This is a genomic window from Erwinia sp. 198 (genome assembly GCF_003937915.1).
GTDB classification, from domain to species: Bacteria; Pseudomonadota; Gammaproteobacteria; order Enterobacterales; family Enterobacteriaceae; genus Erwinia; species Erwinia aeris.
The window spans coordinates 513,752-530,335 of record NZ_RHUM01000001.1 but is presented as its reverse complement, the minus strand read 5'-3'; the positions used below and the strand labels follow the sequence as shown (position 1 = coordinate 530,335).

General features: G+C 57.0%; 12 protein-coding genes and 3 tRNA genes. 1 reads left to right on the top strand and 14 read right to left on the bottom strand.

Going from position 1 to position 16,584, the window contains the following annotated elements; genetic code table 11:
- Positions 1 to 9 precede the first annotated feature (9 nt).
- The 9 genes from EGK14_RS02390 to mltB form a co-directional block, all read right to left on the bottom strand.
- A tRNA-Arg gene (locus tag EGK14_RS02390) sits at positions 10 to 86 on the bottom strand.
- 116 nt (positions 87 to 202) lie between these two features.
- A tRNA-Arg gene (locus EGK14_RS02385) sits at positions 203 to 279 on the bottom strand.
- Positions 280 to 282: 3 nt separating this feature from the next.
- Positions 283 to 375, bottom strand: a tRNA-Ser gene (locus EGK14_RS02380).
- 306 nt (positions 376 to 681) lie between these two features.
- Positions 682 to 867 (bottom strand): carbon storage regulator CsrA, encoded by a 186-nt coding sequence (csrA, locus tag EGK14_RS02375; protein ID WP_004155916.1) that lies wholly within the window; start codon positions 865 to 867, stop codon positions 682 to 684.
- Between the two features lie 248 nt (positions 868 to 1,115).
- On the bottom strand, positions 1,116 to 3,743 hold the full coding sequence (gene alaS / locus EGK14_RS02370; RefSeq protein WP_125287463.1) for an alanine--tRNA ligase: 2,628 nt from the start codon (positions 3,741 to 3,743) through the stop codon (positions 1,116 to 1,118).
- A 128-nt stretch (positions 3,744 to 3,871) separates the two neighbouring features.
- Entirely contained in the window at positions 3,872 to 4,387 is a 516-nt protein-coding gene (locus EGK14_RS02365; RefSeq protein ID WP_125287462.1) for a regulatory protein RecX, read from the bottom strand.
- Between the two features lie 424 nt (positions 4,388 to 4,811).
- Positions 4,812 to 5,879, bottom strand: a complete 1,068-nt coding sequence (gene recA, locus EGK14_RS02360; protein WP_125287461.1) for a recombinase RecA — start codon at positions 5,877 to 5,879, stop codon at positions 4,812 to 4,814.
- Positions 5,880 to 5,977: 98 nt separating this feature from the next.
- Positions 5,978 to 6,472: a nicotinamide-nucleotide amidase gene (gene pncC / locus EGK14_RS02355; protein WP_125287460.1), complete on the bottom strand. Its 495-nt coding sequence runs from the start codon at positions 6,470 to 6,472 to the stop codon at positions 5,978 to 5,980.
- A gap of 174 nt (positions 6,473 to 6,646) precedes the next feature.
- Positions 6,647 to 7,717, bottom strand: a complete 1,071-nt coding sequence (gene mltB / locus EGK14_RS02350; protein ID WP_125287459.1) for a lytic murein transglycosylase B — start codon at positions 7,715 to 7,717, stop codon at positions 6,647 to 6,649.
- A 203-nt stretch (positions 7,718 to 7,920) separates the two neighbouring features.
- Between mltB and EGK14_RS02345 the strand changes: the two genes are divergently transcribed.
- Positions 7,921 to 8,508, top strand: a complete 588-nt coding sequence (locus EGK14_RS02345) for a DJ-1/PfpI family protein (protein ID WP_125287458.1) — start codon at positions 7,921 to 7,923, stop codon at positions 8,506 to 8,508.
- A gap of 36 nt (positions 8,509 to 8,544) precedes the next feature.
- Here the strand turns inward: EGK14_RS02345 and lldD are convergent, their stop codons facing one another.
- The 5 genes from lldD to EGK14_RS02320 all read right to left on the bottom strand — a co-directional run bounded on the left by lldD (position 8,545) and on the right by EGK14_RS02320 (position 16,549).
- The gene (lldD, locus tag EGK14_RS02340) at positions 8,545 to 9,678 is read right to left on the bottom strand and encodes an FMN-dependent L-lactate dehydrogenase LldD (protein WP_125287457.1); all 1,134 of its coding nucleotides are present in this window, start codon (positions 9,676 to 9,678) and stop codon (positions 8,545 to 8,547) included.
- Positions 9,679 to 9,859: 181 nt separating this feature from the next.
- Positions 9,860 to 10,537: a respiratory nitrate reductase subunit gamma gene (gene narI, locus EGK14_RS02335; protein ID WP_125287456.1), complete on the bottom strand. Its 678-nt coding sequence runs from the start codon at positions 10,535 to 10,537 to the stop codon at positions 9,860 to 9,862.
- A complete protein-coding gene (gene narJ, locus EGK14_RS02330) occupies positions 10,534 to 11,259 on the bottom strand; it encodes a nitrate reductase molybdenum cofactor assembly chaperone (protein WP_125287455.1) in 726 nt (241 codons plus the stop codon). Before narJ ends, narI begins: the two co-directional genes overlap by 4 nt.
- Positions 11,256 to 12,794 (bottom strand): nitrate reductase subunit beta, encoded by a 1,539-nt coding sequence (narH, locus tag EGK14_RS02325; RefSeq protein WP_125287454.1) that lies wholly within the window; start codon positions 12,792 to 12,794, stop codon positions 11,256 to 11,258. The genes narJ and narH overlap by 4 nt, the downstream gene beginning before the upstream one ends.
- A complete protein-coding gene (locus tag EGK14_RS02320) occupies positions 12,791 to 16,549 on the bottom strand; it encodes a nitrate reductase subunit alpha (protein WP_125287453.1) in 3,759 nt (1,252 codons plus the stop codon). Before EGK14_RS02320 ends, narH begins: the two co-directional genes overlap by 4 nt.
- Between the last annotated feature and the right edge of the window lie 35 nt (positions 16,550 to 16,584).

Below are 16,584 nucleotides of genomic sequence, written 5' to 3'. Positions count from 1 at the left end.
AATAAAATATGGTGCATCCGGGAGGATTCGAACCTCCGACCGCTCGGTTCGTAGCCGAGTACTCTATCCAGCTGAGCTACGGATGCATAACAAATTCTGGTATAACGCAGGGGTGCTGACGACTCACCTTGATACAGGCTGCTAACGCTGTATCGGTACTACTTAAACAAAGCGGCGACTTGCTAAGCCACTTTATAAAATATGGTGCATCCGGGAGGATTCGAACCTCCGACCGCTCGGTTCGTAGCCGAGTACTCTATCCAGCTGAGCTACGGATGCAAATGGCGGTGAGGCGGGGATTCGAACCCCGGATGCAGCTTTTGACCGCATACTCCCTTAGCAGGGGAGCGCCTTCAGCCTCTCGGCCACCTCACCATACGCGCTCTTATCGAGCTGTGCTTCTGAACTTGTTTCTGCTCATCGGCACTGCGTGGCGCACATATTACTTTCTGGGCCTTATAAGTCAAACATATTTTTTCACTCTCGCGTTTGATTGCGCATTTCCCAGCCAAAATGGGTATTTGGAAAGCAAAAAGAGTGATTTATCAACAATAATCGGCCCTTTCACAGCAAGGAAATGTGTACAGGCCCGAAGAGATACAGCGAAAGAAAAACAAAGAAAGGCGGGAAAGAAGGACAAAACCGGTAGCGCCTCGCCTGAGCGGCAAGGCGCTGGATCCGTTAGTAACTCGTTTGCTGAGTTTTTTCGGCCTGAATACGCTGATAAATCTCTTCGCGATGAACCGAAACTTCTTTAGGGGCATTCACACCGATGCGAACCTGATTCCCTTTTACTCCCAGCACCGTTACAGTCACCTCATCACCGATCATGAGGGTTTCACCAACTCGACGAGTTAGAATAAGCATTCTTTGCTCCTTGAAAGATTAAAAGAGTCGGGTTAACTGTCGCCCGGCATTATCCATCATATAACGCTAAATATAGACTATGACAAATGCACAACAAGTGCATCATCACGGCAATACATTCTGCTGATACTTAGTTTAGCCGAAATACACACCATCAACCTGACTTTGTGTTTTTTGCGATAACATCTGACAGAATGACGCGGTGAAGTCCTGCCCCACCGCGCTTTCCGGGATGCCTTTTTATAGTGTTACAGTTTTGCTGCCACCCAGCTTTCAACACCGGCCAGAGCCCCTGGTAGTGCTCCGGCATCGGTGCCGCCGGCCTGAGCCATATCCGGGCGGCCGCCGCCCTTACCGCCAACCTGCTGAGCCAGTTCGCCCACCAGCTCGCCGGCTTTCACGCGATCGGTTACATCTTTGGTTACGCCGGCAATCAGCGAAACCTTTCCTTCCGCAACGGTAGCCAGCACGATAACGGCTGACTTCAGCTGGTTCTTCAGATCGTCCACCATCGTACGCAGCATTTTCGGCTCGACGTTGGTCAACTCGCTTACCAGCAGCTTAACGCCCCTGACATCAATAGCTTTACTGCTGAGAGAAGCGCTCTCCTGCGCGGCCTGCTGATCTTTCAGCTGCTGCAGTTCTTTTTCCAGCGCGCGTACGTTATCCATCAGGCCACGCACTTTTTCATTCAGATTGCTGCTGTTGGCTTTCACCAGGTGAGCAATCTCATGCAGCTGCTCGCTCTGGGCGTACATCTGCTTTAACGCGCCCTCGCCCGTCACCGCTTCAATACGGCGAATGCCTGCTGCCGTACCGGCTTCAGAGGTGATGCGGAACAGGCCGATATCACCCGTCCGGCTGGCGTGCGTGCCGCCGCAAAGTTCGGTAGAGAAATCGCCCATCGTCAGTACGCGGACGCGATCGTCATATTTTTCGCCAAACAGCGCCATCGCGCCCAGCGCTTTCGCTTTTTCCAGCTCCATCACATTGGTGTCGACCGCCAGGTTACGACGGATCTGTGCGTTGACGATTTCCTCAACCTGACGAATTTCCTGCGGCTTCATCGCTTCAGGATGGGAGAAGTCGAAGCGCAGATACTTATCGTTCACCAGGGAGCCTTTCTGCGCCACATGATGGCCCAGAACCTGACGTAGCGCAGCGTGTAACAGGTGCGTCGCTGAGTGATTGAGGCGAATGCGGGCGCGGCGCTCTTCGTCCACGTGCGCAGCCAGACGGTCGCCGATCTGCAGCTGCCCGGAAGCCAGCTTGCCAATATGGCCAATCGCCTGTGCATATTTTTGCGTGTCCGTAACGGTGAACACCGCGTCGTTGTTACGCAGTTCGCCGGTATCGCCTACCTGGCCGCCTGATTCGCCGTAAAATGGCGTTTCATTCAGCACGATAACGCCTTCCTGACCGGCGGCGATCGCATTTGCAGGCTGCCCGTCCACAAAGATAGCGGTAACGGTCGCGCTCAGCTCAAGCTGGTCATAACCCTTGAAGGTCGAGGCTTCATCAATGCGGATAACGTTGCTGTAGTCCGCGCCAAAGCCGCTGGCCTCACGAGCACGCTGACGCTGCTGCTCCATCGCTTTCTCGAAGCCCGCTTCGTCAATTTTCAGATTACGCTCACGACAAACGTCGGCAGTTAAATCGACCGGGAAGCCAAAGGTGTCATACAGGCGGAAAACGGTTTCGCCGTCCAGCGTGTCGCCCTGCAGCTTCTCCAGCTCTTCGTCCAGCAGCGCCAGTCCGCGCTCCAGCGTTTTCGCAAACTGCTCTTCTTCGGTTTTAAGCACCTGCTCAACCTGAGCCTGCTGCTTCGCCAGCTCTTCGCCCGCTGCGCCCATAACGTCAATCAGCGGCGCTACCAGTTTCCAGAAGAAGGCCCCCTGCGCGCCCAGCATGTTGCCGTGACGGATCGCCCGGCGAATAATGCGGCGCAGCACGTAGCCACGGTTTTCGTTAGAGGGGATCACGCCATCGCAAATCAGGAAAGCGCAGGAACGGATATGGTCGGCAATGACGCGCAGTGATTTGCTGCTCAGATCGGTGGCGCCAGTCGCTTCGGCAACGGCCTTGATCAGCTTCTGGAACAGATCGATTTCATAGTTGGAGTTAACGTGCTGCAACACGGCGGAGATACGCTCCAGGCCCATACCGGTATCAACGGAAGGCTTAGGCAGCGGCAGCATGGTGCCGTCAGGCTGACGGTTGAACTGCATGAAGACGATGTTCCAGATCTCAATAAAGCGATCGCCATCCTCTTCCGGACTGCCCGGTGGGCCGCCCCAGATATGGTCGCCGTGGTCAAAGAAAATTTCGCTGCATGGGCCGCACGGGCCGGTATCGCCCATCTGCCAGAAGTTATCGGAGGCGTAAGCGCCGCCCTTGTTGTCGCCGATGCGGATAATACGCTCGCGCGGCACGCCGATTTCATCAGCCCAGATATTGAAGGCTTCATCATCGGTTTCGTAGACGGTAACCCACAGCTTTTCTTCCGGCAGGTTAAACCACTGCGCGCTGGTCAGCAGCTCCCATGCAAAACCAATAGCTTCGCGTTTGAAATAGTCGCCGAAGCTGAAGTTGCCCAGCATTTCAAAGAAAGTATGGTGACGGGCGGTATAGCCAACGTTTTCCAGGTCATTATGTTTACCGCCAGCGCGCACGCAGCGCTGCGAGGTGGTTGCGCGCGAGTAGCTGCGCTTGTCCTGGCCCAGGAAAACGTCTTTGAACTGGTTCATCCCGGCGTTGGTAAACAGCAACGTCGGGTCATTAGTCGGGACGAGGGAGCTACTGGCTACAACCTGATGTCCCTTGCTATGGAAAAAGTCGAGAAACGCCTGGCGAATCTCCGCAGTGCTCTTGCTCATAATTGTCCTGGAATCACGCTAACGAACGTTTCGTGGGTTTAAACCTGCCGTAAGGCTAAGCAACACACGAACAAAAAGTGGTGAATAAGATAAATTTTCTTCGGTGCGAAGTAAAATCCCATTGGCGCTCAATCTTCAAAATTTGAAAAAACGCCGCGGATATCTTCGGAAAAGAATCCTTTAGTCATTAAATAGCGCTGCACTTTGGCTTTTTCCTTCCATTCGGTCGGCAGCGGCAGGCCAAACTTCCGCTCCGCCGAGTCGAACGCCATTTGCTGCCAGTCGATTTCCGTTTTGGCCAGCGTTTCATCAATCAGCGGCTTCGCCACGCCCTTCTGCCCCAGTTCCATCCGGATCCGCTGCGGCCCATAGCCCTTACGGCTGCGGCTGGCGACAAAACGCTCCGCAAAGCGGGCATCGTCCAGATAATTGCTTTCATAACACCAGGCGACGACCCGATCGATTTGCTCTGGCGTAACCGGTTCAGGCTGCTGCGCCTGCGTTTTAGCGTACATCGCGGCCCGCTCTGCAGAAAGCGAAAGCTTGCGGCGAAACTCCGCCTCGCTGTGATCGCGCATGGCCAGAATGCGCATGGCCCGATCTAACAGGCGGGTAAACTGGCTTCGTTCGGTGGCGTCAGACATCTTGCTCCGGTTATGCAAAAAATTAACTCATGGTAAGGGTAGCGAGGAACCGCAAAAGAAACAAAGTGCTTTGGCTAATGTGTAGAGAAAGACGGCAAAAGCGATTTGTAAGCCGGAAGCAGGCGCCGGGCGGCTCGTACACTGAAAAAAGTTGATGCAGGGTGATCCGTACGCTGAAAGCAGACGGTGCCAGCCGGTTCGTCTCCTGGAAAATAAGCTATAAGGCGGATCTTTTACTGGAAAAAAATTCGCCTGGGCGATTCATAACGCTGAAAATCTCTTTTCCGCGCGGGCGCAATAGAAAGAACGCGGCTGCTGCCGTAACAAGCTGGTTCAGGAAACGTAAGCCGAAAATAAAAAAGGAGCGGCACAGAGGCCACTCCTTTTCAGCGCTTTCCGATTATCTGCCCTTGCGGGCTGCTAATCAGAAGTTTTCGTTAGTTTCGCTGGCTTCGTTGGCATCGTCTTTGTCAGCCACAAAGTCTGGCGTGCTGTCCGGATTGTTCATCAGCGTAGCGCGCAGCTTGTTTTCGATCTCGGTAGCCACAGCCGGGTTCTCTTTCAGGAAGTTGCCGGCGTTTGCCTTACCCTGACCGATTTTATCGCCGTTGTAGCTGTACCAGGCACCCGCTTTTTCAATCAGCTTGTGCTTAACACCAAGGTCAACCAGCTCGCCGTAGATGTTGATGCCTTCGCCGTACATAATCTGGAACTCAGCCTGCTTGAACGGCGCGGCGATTTTGTTTTTCACCACTTTCACGCGGGTTTCGCTGCCCACAACTTCGTCGCCCTCTTTAATCGCGCCGATACGGCGGATATCCAGACGAACGGAGGCGTAGAATTTCAGCGCGTTACCGCCGGTAGTGGTTTCCGGGTTACCGAACATCACGCCAATTTTCATACGGATCTGGTTGATGAAGATCAGCAGCGTGTTGGAGTTCTTCAGGTTACCGGCCAGCTTACGCATAGCCTGGCTCATCATACGAGCCGCCAGACCCATATGCGAGTCGCCGATTTCGCCTTCGATTTCCGCTTTCGGCGTCAGTGCCGCCACGGAGTCAACGATAATCACGTCGACCGCGCCGGAACGCGCCAGCGCATCACAGATTTCCAGCGCCTGCTCACCGGTATCCGGCTGCGAGCAGAGCAGGTTATCAATGTCCACGCCCAGCTTTTTGGCGTAAACCGGATCGAGCGCATGCTCGGCATCGATAAAGGCGCAGGTTTTACCCTTGCGCTGTGCTGACGCGATAACCTGTAACGTCAGCGTGGTTTTACCGGAAGATTCCGGCCCGTAAATTTCGACGATACGACCCATTGGCAGGCCGCCCGCGCCCAGCGCGATATCCAGCGAAAGCGAACCGGTAGAGATGGTTTCCACATCCATAGTGCGGTCTTCACCCAGGCGCATGATGGAGCCTTTACCAAATTGCTTTTCAATCTGGCCCAGCGCTGCTGCCAGTGCTTTTTGCTTGTTTTCGTCAATAGCCATTTCCACTCCTAATCACGCGGGGGTAAAGCACGCTTTCGCGGCTTCGTGTCTCAATCAATATGGGTGCAATTATACTGTATAGTCATACAGTATCAAGCTTAATTTTTAAGAAAATGGTCACGTAGCGTCAACAGCGCATAAGCCGTGGCCTGACGTCGAACAGCCTCTCTGTCGCCCGCAAAAATTTTGCGCTGCGCCAGCGAGTTAGCGCCTTGCGCCGCGAAGCCGAACCACACGGTTCCCACCGGTTTTTCCGCCGTTCCGCCATCGGGCCCAGCGATGCCGCTCACGGCTATGGCATACTGCGCGTGAGCCTGTTTAAGCGCCCCTTCCGCCATCTCTGTCACCACCTGTTCGCTGACCGCGCCGAAGCTTTCCAGCGAGGCGGTCGTCACGCCCACCAGCGTCTGCTTGGCCTCATTGCTGTAGGTCACAAAGCCCTGCCCGAACCACTGTGAACTACCGGCGACGTCGGTAATCACTTTCGCTATCCAACCGCCCGTACAGGATTCAGCCGCGGTAACCGTGGCATTAAGACGCTGTAAATACTGGCCGATTTCCTGACTTAACAGGCGCAATTCGCTGTCCGTCATTCCTGTTCCCTGCTTGCTTATCGTAAGAATGAAGATTAGCACTTTTTAGCCAGCCGCGAAGAGGCAAAGGCGGGATTTGCGCGCCGCTTTCATAAAGTCAGTCAGGAAAAGCGTTGTAGAAACAGGTGGTTGCCCGGCAACGCGCCGCCGGGCGATCGGGAGGTAAAACCAACGTTACTGACGGGCGTCGCGTACGGCCTGGCCCAGCTGCCACACGGCCATCGCATAGTGATTGCTGTGGTTATAGCGGGTGATAACGTAAAAATTCGGCAGTCCGTACCAGTATTGATAGTAAGTGCCCATATCAAAACGCAGCAGGCTGACCTGCTGATTGTCCTGTAGCCCCACCTGCGGCGACAAACCGGCGGCAGAGAGCTGCGCGGCCGTATAGCGGGTTTTAAAGCCCGTTTCCAGCTGCGGCGCTTCACCGTTAGCCGGTACGGCTACGGTGCCGCCTTTTATCCAGCCGTGCGCGCTGAAATAGTGGGCCACGCTGCCTATTGCATCTACAGGATCCCAAAGATTGATATGGCCGTCGTCATTGAAATCAACGGCGTATTGCTTAAAGGCCGAAGGCATAAACTGGCCGTAGCCCATGGCGCCAGCGAACGAGCCGCGCAAATCAAGCGGATCGTCGTTCTCTTCTTTCGCCATCAGCAGAAAGGTTTCCAGCTCGCCGCTAAAGTACTCGGCGCGACGAGGATAGGCGAACGCCAGCGTCGCCAGCGCATCGATAATGCGCGTTTTACCCATTACGCGTCCCCAGCGGGTTTCGACGCCGATAATGCCGACGATGATTTCCGGCGGCACGCCGTAAACTTCCGAAGCGCGATTGAGCGCGTCCTGATATTGATTCCAGAACTGGACGCCGTTCTGCACGTTATCCGGCACGATAAATTTTTTGCGATAGCGGATCCAGGCGCCGTTCGGGCCGGAGGGCGCCTGATAGGAAGGCGCCTGACGATCCATCAGCCGCAGCACCCAGTCCAGCCGCTTCGTCTGCGCCAGCACGTTATGCAGCTGCTGGCGATTAAAACCGTGTTCGCGCACCATTTTATCGATAAAAACTTCGGCCGTCGGGCTGTTGGCGAAATCGCCGTCCAGCGGCGCTACGTTATGGCTGGGATCCAGTAAAAAGCTGTTGTTACCCCGAAAAGGATTGCCGTGAGGTTCAGGCGCAGGGGTTTTACTGCTGCAGGCGGAAAGCAGCAGCAGCGCGGGCAAAAATGAGGCCAGATAACGCATTGAATATCCAGAGTGCAAAACGGAAAAGTAGCGTTTATGTTAGAACATCGTCAGCCTTTCTGAAAACAGATGTTGTGTAAATATCGGGCTTTTTTCCTTTCTCTTTCCCTGCGCAGCCAGACGGCGTAAACTTGCTGCTGCCATTAAAATAAAACGTCATTTCATTAAATAAAAAATGTCATTTTATCAAGTCAGGAGGAGTAATGAGCAAACAGGCTGCGGTGCTGCTGGCGCCGGGATTCGAAGAGGCGGAGGCCTTTGTTGTTATTGATATATTGAACCGTCTGCACGTTAAGGTAACGACTGTTGCCTGCCATGATGCGCGTGAGGTGCCCAGCTATCATGCCGTGCCGGTGGTAGCGGATGTTCTGCTGGCGGGACTGGATAAAGAGTTTGACGCTGTGGTTATCCCTGGCGGGCCGGAAGGTACCGTTAACCTGGCGGCTAATCCGCTGGTCACGGCGTTTATTCGTCGTCATGACGAAGCGGGCAAATGGATTGCGCCAATCTGTTCCGCTGCCGCACGCGTGCTGGGCGGCAACCATCTGTTGAAGGGGCGTCGCTATACCTGCTCAGGTGATTTGTATAAGGCCGTCACCGATGGCGTTTACCGTGCGGACGAGGTGGTGGAAGACGGCAATTTGCTGAGCGGCAAAGGGCTGGGCAAAAGTTTTGAGTTCGCCTTTCAGCTGGCCTGGCGCTTAACCGACGATAGCGAAACGGCCGATTTCCAGGCTGACCACATCTATTTTGACCACTGGCGCTCATGGCGCGGCATAAACGCCAGCTAGTCCGTGCTGTCGGCAGGCGCCCTCGCCCGCCGGCCTTTACAGCGTCAGCGACTCGCGGCTGATGTCGGCTACCGACTTCGCGCCGGTCAGCGTCATCGCCACGCGCATCTCTTTTTCCATCAGCGAGAGCAGATCCACCACGCCAGCTTCGCCCGCCGCGGCCAGCGCATAGACAAATGCTCTGCCCAGCAGCACGCTGTCCGCGCCCAGCGCCAGCATCCGCACCACGTCCAGCCCGGTTCGTATCCCTGAATCCGCCAGGATCGTAATGTCGCCTTTCACCGCATCGGCAATGGCTGGCAGCGCGCGCGCGGTAGAAAGCACGCCGTCCAGCTGACGGCCGCCGTGGTTGGACACCACAATGCCGTCGGCGCCGAAGCTCACGGCATCTTTGGCATCCTGCGGATCGAGAATGCCCTTAATGATCATTGGCCCTTGCCAGAACTCACGGATCCATTCCAAATCTTTCCAGGAAATCGAGGGATCGAAGTTTGCACCGAGCCAGCCAATGTAGTCTTCCAGCGTGGTCGGATGCCCACGATAAGCCGAGACGTTGCCCAGATCGTGCGGTTTGCCGTTCAGGCCCACGTCCCATGCCCACTGCGGATGCAGCACTGCCTGCACCATCCGGCGAAAGGCCGCATTCGGCCCGCTCATGCCGGAATGCGCATCGCGGTAGCGCGCGCCGGGCACCGGCATATCCACGGTAAAAACCAGCGTTTTTACCCCTGCGGCTTTGGCTCGCTCCAGCGCGTTACGCATAAAGCCACGGTCTTTTAAGACGTAAAGCTGGAACCACATAGGCCGTGAAATCGCAGGCGCGACCTCTTCGATGGGACAGACGGAAACGGTGGAAAGCGTAAAGGGAATACCCATTTTTGCCGCCGCGCGCGCTGCCTGCACTTCGCCGCGCCGTGCATACATGCCCGTCAGTCCTACCGGCGCGAGAATAACCGGCATCGCCAGCTTCTCGTCAAACAGCGTGGTTTCCAGGCTCAGCTCGGCCATATTTTTCAGGATGCGCTGGCGTAGCGCGATATCGGCCAAATCGGCCGTATTGCGCCTGAGGGTGTGCTCGCTATAGGCGCCGCCGTCGATATAGTGGAAAAGAAAAGGCGGCAGCCTGCGCCGTGCCGCTGCCCGGTAATCCGTTGATGCGGAAATGATCATCTGGTTTCCTGCCTTGTTAAAACGCTCGGCTTCATCGTGAAGCAAAGTAAACGAGCCGTGAGAGCGGCCCGGAAGAACAGGCAGTGTAGTTGAGACGGAAAACGGATACGCTGACCCACATCTCAACATTTTGGCAACAAACCAGACGATCGCCTTTTTTGCACAAGGTAACGTCGCACAACTAACGGCGATTGCGTACCAGCTGATAGCGCCGCGTCAAATATTCCAGCGGCACGCTCCAGATATGCACCAGGCGGCAGAACGGAAACAGCAGAAACAGCGTCATGCCCAGTACCATATGCACGCGGTAAATCAGCGCCACGCCTTCCAGGTGCTGCGACGCGCCCGCATGAAAGCTCACGATCGCCTGCGCCCAGCCGACCAGCTTCATCATTTCGCTGCCGTCCATATGCTGCGCGGAGAAAGGAATGGTCAACAGCCCCAGCGTGGCCTGCGCTACCAGCAGCGTCAGGATCAGGATATCCCCGGCGCTGCTGGTGGCCCTGACGCGCGGATTCAGCAGGCGACGCTTAAGCAGCAGCGCGCCGCCCACCAGCGTCAGCAAACCGCAAACGCCGCCGGCCACCATCGCCAGCTTCTGCTTGGCGGCGATCGGCAGAAAAGCCTCGTACATCCAGTGCGGCGTCAGCAGGCCGACGAAATGGCCGAAAAGAATACCGATGATGCCGAGATGAAACAGGTTGGAGGCGAGCCGCATTCCTTTTTTATCCAGCATCTGGCTGGAGCCGGCCCGCCAGCTGTACTGGCCATAGTCGTAGCGCAACCAGCTGCCAATCAGGAAAACGCTGCCCGCAATGTAGGGATAAATATCGAAAAAGAAACCTGAGAGAAAATTCATGATGAACGTCCCGTGGATGTTGTTATTGCCGCCACGTCCAGATACTGCGGCGCGACGGCGTCGGCAAAGCGGCGCTGATGCGCGGCCTGCCGGGCGGAAGCGCAGCCCTGCTCGCCGAGAAACTTAATCTGCTCTTCTTCCCAGACCGCATCCAGCGCCGCTGGCGTATCATCGCGGGCCTCTTTATGAATTTTCGGCGTCAGGTCATCTGCCGCCAGCCCGGCACCGGAAAGCGCCAGCAGCACGGTGAACGGCTCGCCGTAGCGGCTTTGACGCTGTTTTAGCCTGGCAGCCAGCAGCGCGAGAATTGGCGCCACGTCGACCAGGCCAGCACGGGCGCGGGTGGCGTCAAGGCTGGCCAGATACTCCAGATAGAGCGGCAGAAAATCGGGCAGCTCTTTCGCGCTCAGCTCCAGGCCGTCGGCGCGATACTGCTCCAGCAGGTCGACCATTGCCTGGCCGCGATCGCGCGACTCGCCGTGAACATGCTCGAACAGCAGCAAAGAGGTGGCCCGACCGCGATCGAACAGCTCGCAATAGTCGGCCTGCCTGTCCAGCAGCGAGCCTGCGCAAAATTCCGTAATAAAACCGGTGAGCTGCGCGCGCTGCGCAGCATCAAGCTCGCTGCTCGCTTCCAGCGCCGCCAGCATTTCAGCCTGGTGCGTAAAGAGCGCTTCATCAGGATAATCCAGCAGCCGGGCGAGGATACGTAGCGCGATCATGGCTGCTGCTCCTGCGTTTTTTTGCCAATATCAATCGCGTCGATGCGGCGGCTGTTAAACAGGTTGAAGCGCCCGTCGCTGCCGTGGCAGCCATCGCCGAAGCTGAAGCCGCAGCCTTTACTTTCCGGGAAGGCTTCCCGCGCCAGCTCACGATGGCTGGAAGGCACCACGAAACGATCTTCATAATTGGCGATGGCCAGATAGCGATACATCTCCTGCGCCTGCGCTTCGCTTAAGCCAACCTGTTCCAGCGCCCGCGTGTCGACGATGTTATCGACGGTTTCCGCGCGCTTGTAATGACGCATGGCGAGCATTCTCTTTAGCGCCAGCAAAACCGGCGCGGTATCGCCCGCCGTCAGCAGGTTCGCCAGGTACTGCACGGGAATACGCAGGCTTTCCACGTCCGGCAGGATACCGTTGTGCGGCAGGTCGCCCGCGTCCGCCGCGCTCTGAATGGGCGACAGCGGCGGCACGTACCAGACCATCGGCAGCGTGCGATATTCCGGGTGCAGCGGCAGCGCCAGCCTCCACTCCATCGCCATTTTATAAACCGGCGAGCGCTGCGCGGCGTCAATCACGCTTTGCGGGATGCCCTCTTTTAACGCCTCGGCAATCACCCTGGGATCGTGGGGATCGAGGAAGATCGCCCTCTGGCTTTCATAAAGATCCTGTTCATGCTCGCTCGCTGCCGCTTCTTCAATGCGATCCGCGTCGTACAGCAGCACGCCAAGATAGCGGATGCGTCCTACGCAGGTTTCTGAACAGACCGTGGGCTGGCCCGCTTCAATACGTGGATAGCAGAAAATACACTTCTCCGATTTCCCGCTTTTCCAGTTGAAGTAGATTTTTTTATAGGGGCAGCCGGTCAGGCACATGCGCCAGCCGCGACACTTGTCCTGATCGATCAGCACGATGCCGTCTTCGCCGCGCTTGTAGATGGCGCCGCTCGGGCAGGTCGCCACGCACGCCGGGTTCAGGCAGTGCTCGCACAGGCGCGGCAGATAGGCCATAAAGGTGTGTTCAAACTGGCCGTACATCTCTTTCTGGATGTGATCGAAGTTTTTATCCTGCGAGCGTTTGGAAAACTCGCCGCCAAGGATCTCTTCCCAGTTCGGGCCGTTTTCGATTTTTTTCATTCGCCTGCCGGTGATCAGCGAGCGCGGCCGCGCTATCGGCTGATGTTTGCCGGCGGGCGCGTTGTGTAAATGCTGATAGTCGTAGTCGAACGGCTCATAGTAATCGTCCAGCGCGGGCACATCCGGGTTAGCGAAAATTTTCGACAGCAGCCCGACGCGGTTGCCCATGCGCGGCACCAGCCTGCCGTTGATTTTACGGATCCAGCCGCCCTTCCATTTTTCCTGATCTTCCCATGCCTGCGGATAGCCGACGCCCGGCTTGCTTTCCACGTTGTTGAACCAGGCATATTCCATCCCTTCACGGCTGGTCCAGACGTTTTTGCAGGTCACGGAACAGGTGTGGCAGCCGATACATTTATCCAGATTCAGCACCATGCCGACCTGCGAGCGAATTTTCATAATTTTCTCCCCTTGCCGCCCTGGCAGTCGTCGTTACCTTCACCATCCAACCAGTGAACGTGATTCATTTTGCGCACCACCACAAACTCATCGCGATTGGAGCCTACGGTGCCGTAATAGTTAAAGCCGTAGGAAAGCTGCGCGTAGCCGCCGATCATATGGGTTGGTTTAGGGCAGGCGCGGGTCACGGAGTTATGAATGCCGCCGCGCTGGCCGGTAATTTCCGAACCGGGAATGTTCACGATACGTTCCTGCGCGTGGTACATCATGGTCATGCCCGCCGGTACGCGCTGGCTGACTACTGCGCGAGCGGTCAGCGATCCGTTGGCGTTAAAGGCTTCAATCCAGTCGTTGTCCGCAATCCCCAGCGCCTGCGCGTCTTCTTCACTCATCCAGACGATAGGCCCGCCGCGCGACAGCGTCAGCATCAGCAGGTTGTCGCTGTAGGTAGAGTGAATGCCCCATTTCTGGTGCGGCGTCAGGAAGTTCAGCGCCTTTTCCGGATTGCCGTTCGGCTTTTTGTTCAGCAAAGGTTTGGCCGCCCTGGTATCAATAGGGGGACGATAAACCAGCAGGCTTTCGCCAAAGGCGCGCATCCACTCGTGATCCTGATAAAGCTGCTGGCGTCCGCTGAGCGTGCGCCACGGGATCAGCTCATGCACATTGGTATAACAGGCGTTGTAGGAGACGTGCTCGTCTTCCAGTCCCGACCAGGTGGGGCTGGAGATAATTTTGCGCGGCTGTGCCTGGATATCGCGGAAGCGAATTTTTTCGTCTTCTTTGTTCAACGCCAGATGCGTGTGGTCGCGGCCGGTAATATCGCTCAGCGCCTGCCAGGCTTTTACCGCCACCTGACCGTTGGTTTCCGGCGCGAGGGATAAAATGACCTCGGCCGCATCAATAGCGCTGTCGATATTCGGCCGACCGGCGGCCGGGCCATCCGTCTTGACGTAATTCAGCTCTTTAAGCAAATCGACCTCTTTTTGCGTGTTCCAGCTGATGCCCTTACCGCCGTTGCCCAGCTTGTCCAGCAGCGGGCCAAGCGAGGTAAAGCGCTCCCAGGTGGCCGGATAGTCGCGCTCGACGGCAATAATATGCGGCGCGGTTTTGCCGGGGATCAGGTCGCACTCGCCTTTTTTCCACTCTTTAACGTCAAAAGGCTGCGCCAGCTCCGCCGGCGAATCGTGCTGCACCGGCAGCGTAACGATATCGGTTTCCACACCGAGATGGCCCGGACAAAGCTCCGAGAAGCGTTTGGCGATGCCTTTATAAATTTCCCAGTCGCTTTTCGCTTCCCAGGCCGGATCGACCGCTGCCGACAGCGGATGAATAAACGGATGCATATCCGAAGTATTCATATCGTCCTTTTCATACCAGGTGGCGGTAGGCAGCACGATATCGGAATAGAGACAGGTACTGGACAGGCGGAAATCCAGCGTTACCACCAGATCCAGCTTGCCTTCGCCACCCTGCTCCTGCCATTCCACCTCTTCTGGCTTGACGCCGCCCTGCACGCCTAAATCTTTACCCTGAATGCCGTTTTCCGTGCCCAGCAGATATTTGAGCATGTACTCATGGCCTTTGCCGGACGAGCCCAGCAGGTTGGAGCGCCAGACAAACAGGTTACGCGGAAAGTTCTGCGGATTGTCCGGCTGCTCGGCGGCAAAGCGCAGCGTGCCGGTTTTCAGGCTTTCCACGGTAAAATCCACCGGTGGCATCCCGGCCGCCTTCGCCTGCGCGGCGATGTTCAGCGGATTGCCGTTCAGCTGCGGCGCGGAAGGCAGCCAGCCCATGCGTTCCGAGCGCACGTTAAAATCGATTAAACTGCCGCCGTAGCGCTTTTTATCGGCCAGCGGCGAGAGCAGCTCGCTGGTCTGGACGGTTTCGTAGCGCCACTGGCTGGAATGGTTATAGAAGAACGAGGTGCTGTTCATATGGCGCGGCGGACGCTGCCAGTCAAGCGCGAAAGCCAGCGGCGTCCAGCCGGTCTGCGGCCGCAGTTTTTCCTGACCAACATAGTGCGCCCAGCCGCCGCCGCTCTGCCCCACGCAGCCGCAGAAGATCAGCATATTGATCAGCCCACGGTAGTTCATATCCATGTGATACCAGTGGTTCATCCCGGCGCCGACGATGATCATTGAGCGGCCGCGCGTTTTTTCCGCGTTGTCGGCAAACTCGCGCGCCAGACGAATAATATTCTGCCGCGACACGCCGGTAATTTGCTCGGCCCAGGCCGGGCTATAGGCTTTGATCTCGTCATAGCTGCCCGCGCAGTTTTCGTCCTGCAGACCACGATCCAGCCCGTAGTTCGCCAGCGTCAGATCATACACGCTGGCGACCAGCGCAGCGCTGCCGTCGGCCAGCTGCAAACGCTTCACCGGCAGCTTGTGCAGCAGGATCTCCTCCAGCGGCACGCTGCTGAAGTTTTCGCTTTCCAGGCCACCGAAATAGGGAAAGCCGACCTCGGCGATCTCGTCATGGCTGCCCAGCAGGCTAAGCTGAAGCGTGACTTCCCGCTGCGAGCCGCCTTCACGCGACTCCAGGTTCCACTTGCCTTTTTCTCCCCAGCGATAGCCGATGGATCCCTGCGGCGCCACCAGCTCGCCGCTCTCCTGGTCGATGGCGATGGTTTTCCACTGCGGGTTGTTTTCCTGCCCCAGGTTGTCGATCAGATCGCTGGCGCGCAGCTGGCGTCCGGCGGCGTAGTAGCCGCCATCACGCGGCTCCAGCAGCACCAGCATCGGCATATCGGTATAGCGGCGCACGTAGTCGCGGAAATAGGGAACCTCGCGCTCAAGGTGAAACTCTTTCAGCATCACGTGCCCTAAAGCCAGCGCCAGCGCACTGTCGGTGCCCTGTTTAGGGTTGAGCCACTGGTCGCACAGCTTGGCGACCTCGGCATAGTCGGGCGTGATCGCCACGGTTTTGGTGCCCTTGTAGCGCACCTCGGTAAAGAAATGGGCATCCGGCGTGCGCGTCTGCGGCACGTTAGAGCCCCAGGCGATAATATAAGAAGAGTTATACCAGTCGGCCGATTCCGGCACGTCGGTCTGCTCGCCCCAGGTCATGGGCGAAGCGGGCGGCAAGTCGCAATACCAGTCATAAAAACTCAGGCAGACGCCGCCGATCAGCGACAGATAGCGCGCGCCGGCGGCATAGGAAACCATTGACATCGCCGGGATCGGTGAAAAGCCGATAATGCGATCCGGGCCGAAGGTTTTTGCCGTATAGATATTGGATGCCGCGATCAGTTCGTTGACCTCCTGCCAGCTTGACCGGACGAAGCCGCCGCGACCGCGAGCAATCTTATAGCTCTGCGCTTTTTGCGGATCGCTGACGATCGATTCCCAGGCCACGACCGGATCCTGATGCTCCGCTTTGGCTTCGCGCCACAGCTTGAGCAGCTTTTTGCGCATCAGCGGATACTTCAGGCGGTTGGCGCTGTAGAGATACCAGGAGTAGCTGGCGCCGCGAGGACAGCCGCGCGGCTCGTGATTCGGCAAATCCGGCCGGGTGCGCGGATAGTCGGTTTGCTGCGTTTCCCACGTGACCAGGCCGTTTTTGACGTAAATTTTCCAGCTGCAGGAGCCGGTGCAGTTTACGCCATGCGTGGAGCGCACGATTTTATCGTGCTGCCAGCGGCTACGGTAGCCCTCTTCCCAGTCGCGATTGGTGTTGAGTGTCTGGCCGTGTTGACCAGCAAAAGGTTCCGCCAGCTGTTTAAAGTAGCGAAACCTGTCGAGAAATTTGCTCATCCGGAAAACTCCTGAAGGCTTAGGTGATATTGCTC

Excerpts from the sequence above, each read along its gene's own strand:
- csrA (WP_004155916.1), bottom strand. The coding sequence starts at position 867 with ATGCTTATTCTAACTCGTCGAGTTGGTGAAACCCTCATGATCGGTGAT.
- alaS (WP_125287463.1), bottom strand. The coding sequence starts at position 3,743 with ATGAGCAAGAGCACTGCGGAGATTCGCCAGGCGTTTCTCGACTTTTTC.
- EGK14_RS02365 (WP_125287462.1), bottom strand. The coding sequence starts at position 4,387 with ATGTCTGACGCCACCGAACGAAGCCAGTTTACCCGCCTGTTAGATCGG.
- recA (WP_125287461.1), bottom strand. The coding sequence starts at position 5,879 with ATGGCTATTGACGAAAACAAGCAAAAAGCACTGGCAGCAGCGCTGGGC.
- pncC (WP_125287460.1), bottom strand. The coding sequence starts at position 6,472 with ATGACGGACAGCGAATTGCGCCTGTTAAGTCAGGAAATCGGCCAGTAT.
- mltB (WP_125287459.1), bottom strand. The coding sequence starts at position 7,717 with ATGCGTTATCTGGCCTCATTTTTGCCCGCGCTGCTGCTGCTTTCCGCC.
- EGK14_RS02345 (WP_125287458.1), top strand. The coding sequence starts at position 7,921 with ATGAGCAAACAGGCTGCGGTGCTGCTGGCGCCGGGATTCGAAGAGGCG.
- lldD (WP_125287457.1), bottom strand. The coding sequence starts at position 9,678 with ATGATCATTTCCGCATCAACGGATTACCGGGCAGCGGCACGGCGCAGG.
- narI (WP_125287456.1), bottom strand. The coding sequence starts at position 10,537 with ATGAATTTTCTCTCAGGTTTCTTTTTCGATATTTATCCCTACATTGCG.
- narJ (WP_125287455.1), bottom strand. The coding sequence starts at position 11,259 with ATGATCGCGCTACGTATCCTCGCCCGGCTGCTGGATTATCCTGATGAA.
- narH (WP_125287454.1), bottom strand. The coding sequence starts at position 12,794 with ATGAAAATTCGCTCGCAGGTCGGCATGGTGCTGAATCTGGATAAATGT.
- EGK14_RS02320 (WP_125287453.1), bottom strand. The coding sequence starts at position 16,549 with ATGAGCAAATTTCTCGACAGGTTTCGCTACTTTAAACAGCTGGCGGAA.